At 60.8% G+C, this 16,029-nt stretch carries 12 protein-coding genes; all 12 read right to left on the bottom strand.

All coding sequences use genetic code 11. The features are described 5' to 3' along the window. Positions 1 to 468: 468 nt before the first annotated feature. A complete protein-coding gene (locus AAY24_RS09550; RefSeq protein WP_046859491.1) occupies positions 469 to 1,773 on the bottom strand; it encodes a DUF58 domain-containing protein in 1,305 nt (434 codons plus the stop codon). After that, positions 1,770 to 2,768, bottom strand: coding sequence for a MoxR family ATPase (locus AAY24_RS09555; RefSeq protein WP_335337163.1), 999 nt, complete (start codon positions 2,766 to 2,768; stop codon positions 1,770 to 1,772). The genes AAY24_RS09550 and AAY24_RS09555 overlap by 4 nt, the downstream gene beginning before the upstream one ends. Then, positions 2,761 to 3,984, bottom strand: coding sequence for a DUF4350 domain-containing protein (locus tag AAY24_RS09560; RefSeq protein ID WP_199930332.1), 1,224 nt, complete (start codon positions 3,982 to 3,984; stop codon positions 2,761 to 2,763). The genes AAY24_RS09555 and AAY24_RS09560 overlap by 8 nt, the downstream gene beginning before the upstream one ends. Continuing rightward, positions 3,974 to 5,497 (bottom strand): DUF4129 domain-containing protein, encoded by a 1,524-nt coding sequence (locus tag AAY24_RS09565; RefSeq protein ID WP_046859493.1) that lies wholly within the window; start codon positions 5,495 to 5,497, stop codon positions 3,974 to 3,976. Before AAY24_RS09565 ends, AAY24_RS09560 begins: the two co-directional genes overlap by 11 nt. Next, entirely contained in the window at positions 5,484 to 6,473 is a 990-nt protein-coding gene (locus tag AAY24_RS09570) for a stage II sporulation protein M (RefSeq protein ID WP_046859494.1), read from the bottom strand. The genes AAY24_RS09565 and AAY24_RS09570 overlap by 14 nt, the downstream gene beginning before the upstream one ends. A gap of 1 nt (position 6,474) precedes the next feature. Then, the gene (locus AAY24_RS09575) at positions 6,475 to 7,158 is read right to left on the bottom strand and encodes an RDD family protein (protein ID WP_046859495.1); all 684 of its coding nucleotides are present in this window, start codon (positions 7,156 to 7,158) and stop codon (positions 6,475 to 6,477) included. 10 nt (positions 7,159 to 7,168) lie between these two features. Further along, a complete protein-coding gene (locus AAY24_RS18905) occupies positions 7,169 to 8,434 on the bottom strand; it encodes a BPSS1780 family membrane protein (protein WP_052761163.1) in 1,266 nt (421 codons plus the stop codon). Positions 8,435 to 8,790: 356 nt separating this feature from the next. Next, positions 8,791 to 9,855 (bottom strand): class II fructose-bisphosphate aldolase, encoded by a 1,065-nt coding sequence (gene fba / locus AAY24_RS09585; protein ID WP_046859496.1) that lies wholly within the window; start codon positions 9,853 to 9,855, stop codon positions 8,791 to 8,793. A gap of 172 nt (positions 9,856 to 10,027) precedes the next feature. After that, a complete protein-coding gene (pyk, locus tag AAY24_RS09590) occupies positions 10,028 to 11,473 on the bottom strand; it encodes a pyruvate kinase (protein ID WP_046859497.1) in 1,446 nt (481 codons plus the stop codon). Positions 11,474 to 11,524: 51 nt separating this feature from the next. Beyond that, positions 11,525 to 12,706, bottom strand: a complete 1,182-nt coding sequence (locus AAY24_RS09595) for a phosphoglycerate kinase (RefSeq protein WP_046859498.1) — start codon at positions 12,704 to 12,706, stop codon at positions 11,525 to 11,527. A gap of 170 nt (positions 12,707 to 12,876) precedes the next feature. Further along, positions 12,877 to 13,875 (bottom strand): type I glyceraldehyde-3-phosphate dehydrogenase, encoded by a 999-nt coding sequence (gene gap, locus AAY24_RS09600; protein ID WP_046859499.1) that lies wholly within the window; start codon positions 13,873 to 13,875, stop codon positions 12,877 to 12,879. A gap of 84 nt (positions 13,876 to 13,959) precedes the next feature. Further along, positions 13,960 to 15,945 carry a transketolase gene (tkt, locus tag AAY24_RS09605; RefSeq protein ID WP_046859500.1) on the bottom strand — a complete coding sequence of 662 codons (1,986 nt, stop codon included), beginning with the start codon at positions 15,943 to 15,945 and terminating at the stop codon, positions 13,960 to 13,962. Positions 15,946 to 16,029: the final 84 nt, after the last annotated feature.

Here is a 16,029-nt window from a genome sequence, read left to right on the forward strand (position 1 = left end):
TGCTGACACAGCGGAAAGGGTGTCAAGATCCGCGGTGATCTGCTGGATGTGGTTCACCAGCGTCTCGATCTCACCGCTGATTGCGCCAAATCCGGCCAATGAGTGCTTGGCAGCGCTCACCGATCCGGCCAGATTTCCCTGAATATCCACCAGCCCCAGCTTCAGGTTTTCATTCTCGAAGCGCATCAGTTGATCCAGTTGCGCCTCCCGGCCAGCGGTCGCCCTGAGACGATCCAGCTCCTCATCCCGGGCCGCCAGTTCCGCTCTACACTGCTCCACTTCCCGGCTAAGCCGCTGATTCTCCTCTTCCAGCTCAACTAAACGTTTTTTCTGCTCACCCATGCCAAACAATGCCATCACGACCTCCCTAACAAACATCCCTCTGTTACGATTCGTTGCATTCCTGCCTTCCTGTAAAGAGCTATAGCGTCATTTCACCGGTATTCTGCAGTTTTTCTGCCATTTTGCTCAGAGGGAACCGGCTGCCTTGATCATCAGGTAGCCATTCACCAGGGCCACCGGCAGTTGGGGAGCCTGCAGGTCCAGCATCAATACGCCCTGGTGCCGCAGTCGCTCCAGGCTCTTGCGTCGGCTCTCCAGGTACTCATTGACCGCATGAAACTCCAGTGCCCCATCAAGATCCGTCACCGGCCGTTCCAACACCTCATCCAGTATGGATTCGCGCAGATTGGCCACCACCACCAGGTGACGCCGTTTCAGCAACTGAATGGCCGCGGCCAGGTCGGCATGGTCTTCATCCCGGGTGTTGGTCATCACTATCACCAGGGCCCGGCGCTGTTGCAGCGCCATTAACTGTTTGGCCGCCAGCAGGAAATCCGCCGCCCCGGCTCCGGCGCTGACATCATAAGTGCGTGCCAGCAGCTCCCGAACCACCCCATCGCCCTTGCGGGGCGGCAACCAGCGATCCACGCCCCCGAAGGTGAGCAGACCCACCGCGTCCCCCTGCTGGGCCGCCACATGGGCCAGCAGCAACAGGGCATTCAGGGCCTGATCCAGATGCACCCGGCCGGACTCCTCGTGGCGCATGCGACGCCCACAATCCAGCAGGAACAGCACCTGTTGATCCCGCTCATCCTGATACTCCCTGGAGATGAGCTTTCGGTAGCGTGAGCTGGCTTTCCAGTCGATCTGGCGCAGCGCGTCGCCAGCCTGATACGCCCGCAACTGGTGGAAGTCGTTGCCCTGGCCGCGCCGCTGGCGCCGTCGCACCCCCATCTGACTGAGGCGGTGATCGGTAGCCAGCAGGGCATAACGGCCGATCTCCTGGAAGTCGGGAAACACCTGGACCGGTTCCGCCAGCGGGTAGAAGTGGCGCCGGCGCCATAGCCCCAGTGGTGAGATCCCGACCAGGTCGCAACCGGCAAATTTAGCATCGCCGCGTCGGCGTGGCCGGACCCGGTACGTTACCTGGCTGAAGCCACCCGCCGGAACCTCCAGCCGGTAGGGCATGGCCTCGCTGTCGAAGTCGGCCGGATAGTGATCATGCAGCCATAACCGAAGCGGCTGAGGTCCGCTATTTTCCAGTCTCAATGCCACCTTCGACCAGACGCCCACCGGGATCGCGCGGCGCAGACTGCGACTGAGCGTAACCGGCGGCTCCTTCAACGCCAGCAGGGCATCCAGCAGCGCCACCCCCAGCAGCATCCAGAACAGCACCTGCCAGAGTATCTGCAGGGCCGGATAGAAAGCCGCCAGCAATGCCACCAGGCAGACGGCAGAGAGGGCCCAGAGCAGCGACCGATCAGGGGTCATATGCGGGGCGCATCCACATTGACCAGGATATCGGCCAACACATCGTCCGGTTGATAACCCTCGATCTCCAGATCGGTGGTCAGTTTCATGCGGTGACGCAGTACTGCCGGCGCCACTCCCTTCACATCGTCGGGCGTAACAAAGGCGTTGCCGGCCAGCAGGGCGTGGGCCCGTGCGGCACGCAACAGAGCGATACTGCCACGCGGTCCCGGCCCCACTTCCACCCCGCTCCAGTCCCGCGCTGCCCGTACAATCCGCACCGCGTAGGCGACAATCTGTTCATCCACCCGCAGGCCGGCCGCCACCTGTTGCAGCTTCAACACCTGGGCAGGCTGCAGCAAGCGCCCCACCTGGGAGATATCCAGCTGGTCCCCCACCGCACCATGGGTGACATGGTGCACCAGGGCCTGCTCCTCATCCTCGGTCGGGTAGTCGATATAGACCTTGAGCAGAAAGCGGTCCAACTGCGCCTGCGGCAGCGGGTAGGTGCCCTCCTGTTCAATCGGGTTCTGGGTAGCCAGCACCAGGAACGGTAGCTCCAGCGGATAGGCGTTGCCTTCGATGGTCACCTGCTGCTCCTGCATCACCTCCAGTAGGGCCGACTGGGTCTTGGCCGGCGCCCGGTTGATCTCGTCCGCCAGCAGAAAGTTACAGAAAACCGGCCCCTTGCGTACCCGGAAGGCGTCCCGTTTCATATCGAACATGACGTGTCCACTGATGTCACTGGGCATCAGATCAGGTGTGAACTGGACCCGGCTGAAGTGGCCGCCCACTGCTGCGGCCAGTGCCCGTACCAGCAAGGTCTTGCCGAGCCCCGGCACCCCTTCCACCAGCACGTGGCCCGCCGCCAGCAGACCCACGATCACCTCCCGGATGACCCGGTTCTGACCGATCACCGCCCGCTGTACTTCCCGCTCCAGACCCCGCACCTGCGCCTGGATCTCCTCGGGCAGACCGCTCGCTGCCTGCCCCGTCCCGTTCATCGCCTCATCCACTCGCCTCTCCCCCGAATTCCTGCTGCTTTTTCTGAAGACGCAACTGGGCTGCCAGTCGCTGTTGTGTGATTGTCACCCGGATAAACTCCTGTTCGCCCTGATAGTCACCATATAGCGCCTGCTCCACCGCCCTGGGCGAGAGGCCGGCATATTTGGCAATCCATTCACAGCGCCCGCGCTGCTGCAGACCTCCCAACACCGGATGGCGCCGCTGCCACGCCTGTTCCAGGGCCAGTTGGGATTGGCGGAAAGTCCCGACCGCCCGATCAATGCGCCACAGGTAACGACCCACGGCTGCCAGATGTTCCATCAGGTTACGCCGGGGCGGCTGTTCCCCCGACCGCAGCGGCCCGCTGCGCCGGGTCAGCCACCAGAGCAATAACAGGACCAGCGTCGACAGCGATACCACCAACCCGGAGGCGTGCCGCCACAGCAGCACCGGCAGGGACGGCATGGCGCTGCTGTAGAGCAGCCAGACGCGGCGCTGCTCTCCCGCCAGCAGGGCCAGCAGCAGGGCGTGATCATGCTCACCGATGGAGCCATTGGAGAACGGCTGCAGATCACTCATCACCGTTACGTTGCCGCGCCCGAGGGCGTATTGCAGCAGGTGACTCCCCTGCGCCGTCTCAACCGCCCACTGCGCATGTCCCAGCCGGTCAAACAGCTGCCGCTGGGGATTGAAGGCGACCGCCATGGGCCCGCTGACCCCTGGCATCCGGAAGCGTACCAGGGCCGGTACAGCCCCTTCATCCGGGGCTGAATCCGACGCTTCCAGATCAGACTCATCCCCTTCGCTATCCTGGAAAACCGGCTGAACACCGAGTCTGTCCAACAGGCTGTTGCCACTGGTTTCCGTCTCTTCATCCCAAGCCTGCTGGGGCGCCACCAGCAGATGGCCACCTCCCCTGACCCAGTCCAGCAACGCCTGCTCCCGCTCAGCCGGCAGACTGCTCCCCAGACGGTAGACCAGCAGCAGTCCCGGCTCGGCGGGCGGCTTGAGCAGTTGGTCCCGGCCACTGATACTCTCGGTGGCGATATCGAGCCGGTTGAGAAAACGCTCCGCCGCCAGTAACGGGTTTTTCCTGGCCGCCGGGGAGATCCCCTGCACCACGTCCCGAGTACCCCGTTCAAAGTTGTCGAAAAACCACCGTACACCCCAGCCGACCAGTAGCAGCAGTAGCAGAACGAACAGTATCCATAACAACCTATTGCGCACGGTCAGACACTCCGCCAAACAGCCTTTCCCATTCATCACAGAGTCCGGCCATCCGCTGCTGTTCCGGAGCCTGGTGGCCGTAGGCGGTGGCAATCCAGAGCCGTGTCAGGCGGGCAAAGTAGCTCGCCTGTTCCTCGGGGCAGAATGCCCGGACCTGCTCGACGCACTCATACTCGGTGGCGCTGTCCGGTATCTCCAGTCGATCATGCTCAAGCAACGCCACCAGCACCCCCCGGTAGAGCAGACTCAGGGCCCCTCGCACATCCCCCTGCCGCAGCAGATCCCGACAGGCCGCGGCCACATCGCTGGGCAGGGCATCCTGCTCCAGGGAGAGGCCAAACAGGCTGGATGGACCATTTTTCTGCCGCACTTCAGCAGGCTGACGAACCACCCAATAGCCCCGATTGAGCCAGGCCCGGTACAGCAGCCAACCCAACAGCACCCCTGCCACCATTAGCAGCAGCGCCTTGCCAAATGCGGCGAACCCCCGGGTGAAGCCCTCCAGCATATCCAGTATCCACTGCAGGAGTGTAGGCAGCTCCTGCGGATCGTCGACCGGGTCATCCTGCCTGCCGATATATTTCCAGTAGGTCACCGATTCCCGTTTACCAAATGCCGGATCCTTCAACACCTCATGGATCAGCACTTTCGCCTCAGCCCTGTCCACTGCCGCAGCGGCCCGCAGATCGGCGGCATAACCACCACCCAGCAGCGCTCCACACAGCAACAGGAGCGCGGCCTGACCCGGTGCCCTGCGCTGCCCAGCCGATTTTTCATCCCGCCTGCTACGGCTCAGACGCCGAAAGGCGATCTCGATATCCCACGCCTCCAGATCGGTACGCCGGCTCAGGTAGAGGGAAAAGCCGGCGGCCACGTAGAACGGCGCGATCAATGACATGGCCAGCAGATCGGCCAGATGCTGCAGCCACTGCTCCAGCCGTCCGGGATTAAACAGGAAGTTATCCAGATCCAGCCAACGCAACTCCTCGGGCAGCATGATAACGATCAGAAAGATGGCGGCGAGCTGTAGTATCACTTCAAACAGCAGCCCGACCAGAGTCAGCCAGATACTCGCCTGCTGCGCCCGACTCAATATCCCGAGGCGTTTTTTCCGCGCCTTGCCCCTGAGCTTCTCCAGCACCGCCACCGGCATGTTGAAAGATCGGTTGGGGTTGAAGCGGCGCCAGGTCAGATTGGCCAGCAACTGAGGGCGGATAACGCTGAAGGTCTGCCCCAGAGTCGCCCCGATACCAAGTTGATCGGCAAACAGGGCACGACTCAACCAGAACAGCAGCAGCGGTTCGTAAAGCGGCTTGCACCACCAGACAACCAGGATCGCCCAGACCGGATCATCGTTAAAAAACAGCGCAGACAACAGATAGACCGGCAGGGCCAGGGCCAACCAGAGCAACCAGAGCGGTAAGAACCAGGTCCGGGCCATGACGAAGCCCAGGTCTATCGCTTCCCAGGAGGTGCGGGGCCGCACGGTCACGGCGATCCTATCCAGTTCCATGCCTCTTCCTCCCGGCCAGGCCAAGATAGAGCAACACCAACATCCAGAACAGACCGGCCACGGCGTACTTGATGGGGGCGGACAGTGAACTGGAGGACCAGAAGGCCTCTACAAAGGCGGCAATCAGCAGCATGAAAGCGGCCCCCATCACCAGCGGCAGTGCCACTCTGGCCCGCTGTTTCAGGGCGGCCAGGCGGGGTAGCCGACCTGGCGCGATCAGGGCATGACCGATAATCAGCCCGGAGGCGCCACAGATCACGATAGCGGTCAGCTCAAAAGCCCCGTGCCCCGAGACAAACGACCAGAACGTCTCCTGGTAGCCGATCCGGGTCAGGTGGCCTGCCACGGCCCCCAGCACCACCCCATTGAACAGCAACAGCAGCACCGTTCCCAGGCCGAACAGTATGCCGCCGGCGAAGGTGCGGAAGCCGATGCCGATATTGTTCGATATATAGTGCCCGAACATCATCAGATCGGTCTCGGCGGTGCGCTCAAGGGAGCGTCCCGGCTTGCGGTTGGCCGGGTCATACATCGACTCCATAGTCGCCACCTGATCCTCGTCCATCACGCTGTAGATCACATCCGGTTGCAGGTAGCAGAATCCACCCAGCAGCAGGCCGGGTAACAACAGCAGCGCCGCCGCCAGCCAGAAGTAACGGATCTGGCGACGCAGGGCGCAGGGAAAACCATAGGCGATGAACTGCACCAGGCGCCAGAGCTCGGCGGTGCGACCGGAGTAGAGCTGTCGATGGCCGCGCAATACCAGTTCGTGCAGCTGCTGTTCCAACGCCGGGCTGTAGTGACGACTGCGGGCGATCGCGTAGTGATTGCACACTTCCCGGTAAAGTCCGGGCAGGGCATCCAGTTCCGCTGCGCTGTGTTGGCGGCGACGTGATGAGCGGTCAAGATCATCCAGTAGCTGCCCCATCCTTTCCCACTGCTCCCGGTGCTGCTGCTCGAAGCCACGCTGCCGCATGTCAGCGCCCCTGCCCCTGGGCCAGCCACCCGGCGTAGGCCAGCAGTTCATGGACCGCCGCTTCACCCCGCTGATTAGTCAGGTCAGTAAGAATTTCGGCCAGTTCGATCCGTCGTGCCTGGGTTAACTGGGGCGCACGCTCGGCAAACTCCAGCAGGGAACGTTTCTCCTCGCTGACAAACTGCATGGGTGGATGAACCGGCGGCACATCCGGCAGTGCGGGGCGCTCCACCACCCTGCTCCGATAGACCACCAACGTACCGGCAGCCAGGTCCCCCAGGCGCTGAAAGTTTCGGTTCAACAGCATGGAAACCAGCCCCGCCGCATAGAGAAACGGCAGGAAATCGGCCGCCCGCAACAGGTTTCTGATCAGGGAAGCGGACCAGGATACTGGTGTCCCGTTATCCTGAATCACCTCCAGACCCATGGCCTTTTTGCCCGGTGTGGCTCCCTGGCGCATTTCAAACAGTACCGGGTAGAACCACTCGATCAGAAAAAACAGCACCAGACTGAGGCCGAACCCCAGCCCCCCAAGAAACGAAAACGGTATGGCAATCGCCAGATAGAGTCCGGCACGGATCAGCATGTCGATGGCCCAGGCGCAGCTACGAACCACCGGGCCGGCGAGGCGCAGACTGAGCGCCACCCCTTCAGGTGTCTCGTAGCTGCGGATGGTGTCCAGCATCAAGCCGGGTTCACTGATAATAGATATCCCGATAGGCGGTATACATGGAGGCTGCCATCACCGGCATCACCACCAGCAGACCCAGACCCACCGGTATGGCACCGATAAAGAACAGTATCAGACCGATCACCCCATACAGCAGGAACGGCAGGATATTCTTCAGACAGCCGGTAAAACTCTGCTTCATGGCAGACACCGCCGACAATCCCTCCATGGCGATCAGCGCCGGTGCAAACCAGTAGGCCATCATCAGCGGAATCGACAACCCCAGGCCTAGCAGCCCGATCAGCAGCACGGAACCGACACCCACGGCGGACTGCATTGCGCCCGGTTCAGCCCCCGGCATACCGCTCATTCCTCCCAGCATGCCGAACATCACTCCACCACCGACCATGACCATCACAAAGCCCATCACAAGCATACCCACCAGGTAGAGCAGGCCCACCAGCACCAACTGCCCCACACTGGATGAGAAACCGGCAAACAGGTGGCTGATCTCGAAATCATCCCCATGCTCCTGGGCGGCGGAGCCCAGCATCAGGCCGGCCAGCATGACCGGTGACAACAGGGTGATCACCAGGGAACCGATAAACGGCACCAGACTGAGCACCACCGACAGCACCACCCAGATAACCAGTGCCACGAGCCACGCCAGCGGATTCTGCTTGAAATGCCAGAAACCCTGGCTGATCCATTTCCAGCCATTGCCGAACGGGCGGGCGTGCGGTCCGGACAACTCGCCCTGCTGCGCCTCGCCGACCAGGTCCGCCTGGGGTGCCGCATAGGGGTCTTCAGAATTTGCTTCCGTTTCACCGGCGGCAGCCAGCTCGGCCTGTCGGGCCAGATACTTGGGAATCACAATGCCACAGGCGAGACAGCTGTCGTTCTCCAGTCGATCGGAGCCGCACTTGGGGCAGACCTTTGTTGCCTTGGCGGCCTGCACTGCGGCGGGATCCAGTGAGGCGACCGTGGGGCTGTCCGGATCGACCCGCTCCTCTTCTTCGATCGGCACCAGTGACAGTTTTCCAGAGTCAGGTATCGCTTGCATCGGCTCCAGGCGTACCACCATACCGACCGATTCCAGTGCCTGCAGATACTTTTCCGCCTTCAGCTTCTCCAGCGATTTCTTCAGAACCACCTCGCGGACCGATGAGAGCAGCTTTCGCGCCTTGGCTTCGGGCACTTTGAAGCGTTTACAGAAATCCGCGATGGCATCCTCAACATCAATGCCGGATCGCAGTTTACCGGTGTAGATAACCTGATAGTGCTCCGCCACAATATCATCTCCTAACTGGTTGTCATTATTGTTATGCGGACCACGCCCGGGTGTGGTCCACCAAGCCCGTACCCTAAATCCGCAACCATCCGACCTCGCCGCCGACAGAGCACTAGCGGTGGATTCTAAGACATGCGGCCAAAAATCTAAATCGAAGGCGCCATTAAATTGCCCCGCAGGTGGCTATTTTGTCGGTTATACCCGGTTTCGTTACCGCATTCCGGCTATGGGCGGAGAGACCCGCCTTTTAATTCCCCTACCCTGATCCCGACCACCCCTGTCCTGAACACCTGGCCGAAGCCGCATAAAAAAAGGGTGCCCGCAGGCACCCTTTCATGCAGCAGCACCGATCCCGGTCAGCTGATTTTCGGATCCAGCTCGCCCTTTTCATACAGACCGAACATGGTCTCGAGAGATTTGGCGCGGATCTTTGAGGCGTGACCACTGCAACCAAACGCTTCGTAGCGGGCTTTGCAGATCTCCTTCATGCCCTGGGTGGCCTCCTTCAGGAACTTACGCGGATCAAAGTTGGAGGGGTTCTCCTGCAGGTGCCGGCGAATCGAACCGGTCGATGCCATGCGCAGGTCGGTGTCGATATTGACCTTGCGCACACCGTGCTTGATACCTTCAACAATCTCTTCAACCGGTACACCATAGGTCTGCCCCATGTCACCACCGAAGTTGTTGATAATGGCCAGCCACTCCTGCGGCACCGAGGAGGAGCCGTGCATCACCAGATGGGTGTTGGGAATGCGCTGATGGATCTCCTTGATCCGGTCGATGCGGAGTACTTCACCGGTCGGTTTCTTGGTGAACTTGTAGGCACCGTGGGAGGTACCGATGGCGATGGCCAGGGCGTCCACCTGGGTCTGCTTGACAAAATCAGCCGCCTGTTCGGGATCGGTCAGCAGCTGGTCCATATCCAGCTTACCCTCAGCACCGATGCCGTCCTCTTCACCCGCTTCACCGGTCTCCAGGGAGCCGAGACAACCCAGCTCACCCTCGACAGATACGCCACCGGCGTGAGCCATCTCCACCACCCGCCGGGTCACATCCACGTTGTACTCGTAGGATGAGGGGGTCTTGCCATCGGTCATCAGGGACCCATCCATCATGACCGACGAGAAACCGGACTGGATGGAGCGCAGGCAGACTGCCGGGGAGGTGCCATGATCCTGGTGCATAACGATGGGGATGTGCGGATAAGCCTCCAGGGCCGCCAGGATCAGGTGCCGCAGGAAGGTCTCGCCGGCGTAGGCACGCGCCCCTGCCGAACCCTGCATGATGACCGGGCTGTCGGTTTCATCAGCCGCCTGCATGATGGCGTGAACCTGCTCCATATTGTTGACGTTGAACGCCGGCATACCGAACTGGTGGTCAGCGGCATAGTCCAGCAGCTGTCGCATGGAAATAAGAGGCATTGTGTTCTCCTTCTCTAGATGATGTCTTATGTAATCCGCCGGACGATAACCCGCCCGTGTAATAAATCAAGCGCCGGGGGTGCACATCTTTTCCAGACCCTGCGGTCATCCCGGACGCGTTATTCTCATGAGGGCATCTTCACTATGCCCATCCTGTCCACTGTTATCCCATTCAGGCCGGGTCGGCAGTATGTTCACCGACACGCAGAATTTTCATCACGTTGGTGCCACCCATCACCCCGTTGGTATCACCTTTGGTGATGATCAGCAGATCGCCGTTGCGCACCGCGCCCCGCTGCAGCATCTCATCCACGATCGCCTTGTTGATATCCTGAGCGTCGCCATTGGCCACATCGAAACTGACCGGATAGACACCCCGGAACAGGGTCACTTTGCGCCGGGTCCCTACGTGGGAAGTGAGGGCATAAATCGGAATCCCGGAACTGATACGGGACATCCACATGGGCGTATAGCCGGTCTCGGTCCAGGCCGCGATAGCCGCCACATTCAGGTGGTTGGCAGTATACATGGCGGCCATGGCGATGGCCTCATCAATACGGCCGAACACGCTGTTGAGACGGTGATGGGACTTGCGCACCTTGCGCTGCTTCTCCGCCTCGCGGCAGATCTTGCTCATCGCCTCCACGGTCTGTACCGGGTAGTGGCCGGCGGCGGTCTCCGCCGACAGCATCACCGCATCGGTACCGTCCAGCACCGCATTGGCCACGTCAAACACTTCGGCCCGGGTCGGGATCGGATGTTCGATCATCGACTCCATCATCTGGGTGGCGGTAATCGCCACCTTGTTGCGTGAACGGGCCAGGCGAATCAGCCGCTTCTGTACCGCCGGCAGTTCGGCATCACCAATCTCGACTCCCAGGTCGCCCCGGGCGATCATGATCGCCTCGGACGCCTCGACAATCTCTTCGATCACCTCCAGCGCCTCAGCCCGCTCCACCTTGGAGACGATACCGCCCTCGCCGCCCGCCTCCCGCAGCAGCGCCCTGGCCTGGTTCACATCCTCGGCGCTGCGCACGAAGGAGACCGCCAGGTAGTCCGCCTCGATACTGGCGGCAAAACGGATATCCTCCTTGTCCTTGTCGGTCAGCGCCGGGGCGGAGAGCCCACCCCCCTGCTTGTTGATGCCCTTGCTGTTGGAGAGTTCGCCACCGGTCTCCACCTTGCAGTCGATCTCGGTCTCGCTCACCTCGTTGACCCAGAGCACAATAGCCCCGTCGGCCAGTACCAGGGTATCGCCCCGTTTCACATCCTTTATCAGTTCAGGAAAGGTGAGTCCGACCCGCTCCTGATTGCCCTCTTTGGGTCCGCAGCGGGTATCCAGCACAAAACGCGCCCCCTGCTCCAGAAAGACCTTGCCCTCACGGAATCCGGTGATCCGGATCTTGGGTCCCTGCAGATCCACCAGCACACCCACCTGCCGGCCGCTGGCCCGGGCCCGGTCCCGCACCGCTTCGGCACGGCGCAGATGCTCCTCATGGGTGCCGTGCGAGAGATTCAGGCGTACCACATCCACACCGGCACCGATCAGTTGATCAAGCACCTTGGGGTCGTCGGTTGCCGGACCCAGTGTGGCCAATATTTTGGTTCTTCTTAGCATAATTTCTCCGAAGCCGGCGCCCGATCCTCACGGGTGCCGGCTTCCCGTTGGTCAGCCAGCCGCCCGCGACTCCAGCATCTCCACCGCCGGCAGTTTCTTGCCTTCCAGGAATTCCAGGAAGGCTCCACCACCGGTTGAGATATAGGAGACACGATCGGCGATGGCATATTTATCCACGGCGGCCAATGTATCGCCGCCACCTGCAATCGAAAACGCCGCCGATTCGGCAATCGCCAACCCCAGGGTCTGGGTGCCGGCGCCAAACTGATCAAATTCAAACACGCCCACCGGGCCATTCCAGACGATGGTGCCGGCCGATTTCATCATCTCGGCAAAGCGGGCCGCCGTCTCGGGACCGATATCGAAAATCATGTCATCATCCGCCACATCCTCGACCCGCTTGACGGTCGCCTCGGCGGATTCGGAAAACTCCTTGCCACAGACCACGTCGGTGGGGACCGGTATCTCGCCACCCTTGGCCTTGGCCACCTCCATCAGCCGCTTGGCCTCCGGGATCAGGTCCGCCTCGTAAAGCGATTTGCCCACGTTATAACCGGCCGCGGCAATAAAGGTGTTGGCAATACCGCCACCGGGAATCAGCTGATCGACGATCTTTGACAGTGCATCCAGCACGGTCAGCTTAGTGGAGACCTTGGAACCACCCACGATGGCCGCCATGGGGCGCGCCGGGTTATCCAACGCCCGGCCGAGGGCCTCCAGTTCGCCCGCCAATAACGGACCGGCACAGGCGGTCGGCGCATAGGTGCCGGCACCATGGGTGGATGCCTGGGCCCGGTGGGCGGTACCGAAGGCGTCCATCACATAGACGTCGCACAAGGACGCATACTGGCGTGACAGGGTCTCGTCGTTTTTCTTCTCCCCCACGTTGAAGCGCACATTCTCCAGCAACACCACGTCACCGTTATTCATGGACGGGGGGGTCTGCAGATAGTCGCTGACCAGCCGCACCTCCTTCCCCAGCGCATCGGACAGATAAGTGGCCACCGGTTGCAGCGAGAACTCTTCAGCAAACTCACCCTCGGTGGGGCGCCCCAGATGGGACATCAGCAGCACCTGGGCACCCGCCTTGACGCAGTGTTCAATGGTCGGCAGGGAGGCGCGGATACGCTTATCCGAAGCCACCTTGCCCGCCTTGATGGGTACATTCAGATCCTGACGGATCAGCACCCGTTTACCCGCAAGGTCAAGGTCGGTCATTTTGATAACGGACATGGAAAGGATCTCCTGAGAAGGTATGGTTATTACTTATAAAGGGATTAGATGAAACGGTTGTCTCAGCTAATACCTCTAGTGGTGAAACCGTCGCCCCGGTGCCGCAGCTGCGGCACCGGGGCGACGGTTGTCAGGCGGGAGGAGAGAGCGACTCCCGCCCGGCCATGCCACTATTTCTGCATGACGCGGATCATCTCCAGCACCTTGCTGGAGTAACCCCACTCGTTGTCGTACCAGGAGACAACTTTCACAAAGGTGTTATCCAGCGCAATACCGGCACCCTCGTCGAAGGTGGAGGTGCAGGACTCACCACGGAAGTCGGTGGAGACCACTTTTTCGTTGGTATAACCCAGGACACCCTTCATGTTGCCTTCCGAAGCGTCTTTCATGGCGCTGCAGATATCGGCATAGGTGGCGTCGTTTTTCAGCTCAACGGTCAGATCCACCACCGAGACATCGGAGGTCGGCACGCGGATCGACATACCGGTCAGCAGGCCGTTCAGCTCGGGAATCACTTTGCCAACCGCCTTGGCGGCACCGGTGGACGAGGGGATCATGTTTTCCAGGATACCGCGACCGCCGCGCCAATCTTTCATGGAGGGGCCGTCCACCGTCTTCTGGGTGGCGGTTGCCGCATGCACGGTGGTCATCAGGCCACGCTTGATACCGAAGCTGTCATTCAGCACCTTGGCGATCGGCGCCAGACAGTTGGTGGTACAGGAGGCGTTGGAGATGATGGTCTCACCGGCGTACTTGTCGTGGTTCACACCGTAAACGAACATCGGCGTGTCATCCTTGCTGGGGGCACTCTGAATCACCTTCTTGGCACCAGCCGCGATATGTTTTTCACAGGTCTCCTTGGTCAGGAACAGACCGGTGGACTCCACCACCACGTCGGCACCCACTTCGTTCCATTTCAGGTTAGCCGGATCACGCTCGGCAGTCAGACGGATGCGCTTGCCATTTACCACCAGGGTATTGCCATCAACCGCCACATCACCCTGGAAACGGCCATGTACCGAGTCGAACTTCAGCATATAGGCCAGGTAGTCGGGATCCAGCAGATCATTGATACCGACAATCTCGATATCGTCGAAATTCTGCACCGCGGCACGGAACACCATGCGTCCGATCCGGCCAAAACCGTTAATACCCACTTTGATAGTCATAAGACAAACCTCCAGATAATTGTAAGTTACTGCATTCTGATCCTGAGACCGGGGCCGCCCGGGGGCGCCCCGGCACCAATTCGTTTAAAGCGTCTCTTCCACTGCCTTGACGACATTTTCAACGGTAAAACCGAACTCCTTGAACAGCTGGTCTGCCGGTGCAGATTCACCGAAGCGGCTGATGCCCACCACTTTGTTGGCATACTTGTACCACCCATCCGGGATACCCGCTTCGACCACCACCCGGGCCGTCACCGCTGCGGGCAGGACACGCTCACGATAGTCCTCGCTCTGGGCCTCAAACAGATCCACCGACGGCATAGATACCACCCGGATGCGCTTGCCCTTGCCGGTCAACTCCGCCGCCGCGTCAACCGCCAGCCCCACTTCCGAACCGGTGGCGATCAGGATGGCATCCGGCGTACCTTCGCAGTCACGCAATACATAACCACCCTTGGCGATATCGGCGATCTGCTGTTCGTCCCGCTGCATAAACGGTAACCCCTGACGGGAGAAGATCAGACAGGAGGGGCCATCCGCACGTTCAATGGCGGCCTTCCAGGCCACGGCGGTCTCCACCGTATCACAGGGGCGCCATACCGACATGTTGGGGATCATGCGCAGGGTGGCGATCTGTTCAACCGGCTGATGGGTCGGTCCATCCTCACCCAGGCCAATCGAGTCATGGGTGTAAACAAACAGGGAGCGCTGTTTCATCAGCGCCGCCATACGCAGGGCGTTACGGGCATACTCGGAGAACATCAGGAAGGTGGCACCGAACGGAATCAGCCCGCCATGCAGCGCCACACCATTCATGATGGCGGACATACCAAACTCACGCACCCCGTAGTTGATGTAGTTGGATTCGGGCGAGTCGGCCCGCATCGGCTTGTAGCCAGACCACTCAGTCAGGTTGGAACAACCCAGGTCGGCGGAACCGCCAAACAGCTCCGGCAACAGGGCGGCATAACCCTCGATCGACGCCAGGGAGGCCTGGCGGGTGGCCGGACTCTTCGCCTCGGCATTCATCTGGGCTACGAACTCAGCCGACTTGGCGGCCCAATCTTCCGGCAGATCGCCGGCCATGCGCCGTTTGAATTCCGCTGCCAGTTCCGGGTAGGCCTCCTGGTAAGCGGCAAACTTCTGGTTCCAGGCCGCCTCGGCAGCAGCACCTTTCTCACGGGCATCCCAACCGGCATAGACATCTTCCGGCACTTCAAACGGACCGTGATCCCAACCCAGCGCAGCCTTGGTCAGATTGATCTCTTCATCGCCCAGCGGCGCACCGTGGCAGGCGTGGCTGCCGGCCTTGTTGGGTGAACCGAAACCGATGGTGGTCCTGGCACAGATCAGGGTCGGCTTGTCGGTCATCGCCTTGGCCATCTCCAGCGCTTTGTTGATCGCCTCGGCATCATGTCCGTCCACGTCGCGAATCACATGCCAGCCGTAGGCCTCGAAGCGCTTCGGCGTGTCATCCCGGAACCAGCCCTCCACATGACCATCGATGGAGATACCGTTGTCATCCCAGACAGCAATCAGGTTACCCAGGCCCAGGGTACCGGCCAGGGAGCAGGCTTCGTGGGAGATGCCTTCCATCATGCAGCCATCGCCAAGAAACACGTAGGTATTGTGGTCGACGATGGTGTGACCATCACGGTTGAACTCCGCCGCCAGGGCACGCTCGGCAATGGCCATACCCACCGCATTGGTGATGCCCTGGCCAAGCGGGCCGGTGGTGGTCTCCACGCCCGGCGCATAACCATACTCCGGGTGTCCCGGCGTCTTGGAGTGCAACTGCCGGAACTGTTTCAGGTCATCAATGCTCAGATCGTAGCCGCTCAGGTGCAGCAGGGAGTAGATCAGCATGGAACCGTGTCCGTTGGAGAGTACAAAGCGATCCCGGTCGGGCCAATCGGGATTGGCCGGATTGTGTTTCAGATAGTCATTCCAAAGCACTTCGGCAATATCCGCCATACCCATGGGCGCACCGGGGTGGCCCGATTTGGCTTTCTGGACCGCATCCATGCTCAGGGCACGGACGGCATTTGCAAGATTTCTGCGTGAGGACATATGTCTCTCCTGTCTTAAGGATGGTTTAGTAATTTTGTGGCCGTCCGGCTGTAACCTGGTCGGCAACAGGAAACGCCGCCAAGG

Origin of the sequence: Sedimenticola thiotaurini, from assembly GCF_001007875.1 — a bacterium.
GTDB lineage: Bacteria > Pseudomonadota > Gammaproteobacteria > Chromatiales > Chromatiaceae > Sedimenticola > Sedimenticola thiotaurini.

Bases quoted from the DNA above. Each gene is read 5' to 3' on its own strand.
- AAY24_RS09550 (WP_046859491.1), bottom strand. From the start codon at position 1,773: ATGACCCCTGATCGGTCGCTGCTCTGGGCCCTCTCTGCCGTCTGCCTG.
- AAY24_RS09565 (WP_046859493.1), bottom strand. From the start codon at position 5,497: ATGGAACTGGATAGGATCGCCGTGACCGTGCGGCCCCGCACCTCCTGG.
- AAY24_RS09570 (WP_046859494.1), bottom strand. From the start codon at position 6,473: ATGCGGCAGCGTGGCTTCGAGCAGCAGCACCGGGAGCAGTGGGAAAGG.
- AAY24_RS09575 (WP_046859495.1), bottom strand. From the start codon at position 7,158: ATGCTGGACACCATCCGCAGCTACGAGACACCTGAAGGGGTGGCGCTC.
- fba (WP_046859496.1), bottom strand. From the start codon at position 9,855: ATGCCTCTTATTTCCATGCGACAGCTGCTGGACTATGCCGCTGACCAC.
- pyk (WP_046859497.1), bottom strand. From the start codon at position 11,473: ATGCTAAGAAGAACCAAAATATTGGCCACACTGGGTCCGGCAACCGAC.
- AAY24_RS09595 (WP_046859498.1), bottom strand. From the start codon at position 12,706: ATGTCCGTTATCAAAATGACCGACCTTGACCTTGCGGGTAAACGGGTG.
- gap (WP_046859499.1), bottom strand. From the start codon at position 13,875: ATGACTATCAAAGTGGGTATTAACGGTTTTGGCCGGATCGGACGCATG.
- tkt (WP_046859500.1), bottom strand. From the start codon at position 15,945: ATGTCCTCACGCAGAAATCTTGCAAATGCCGTCCGTGCCCTGAGCATG.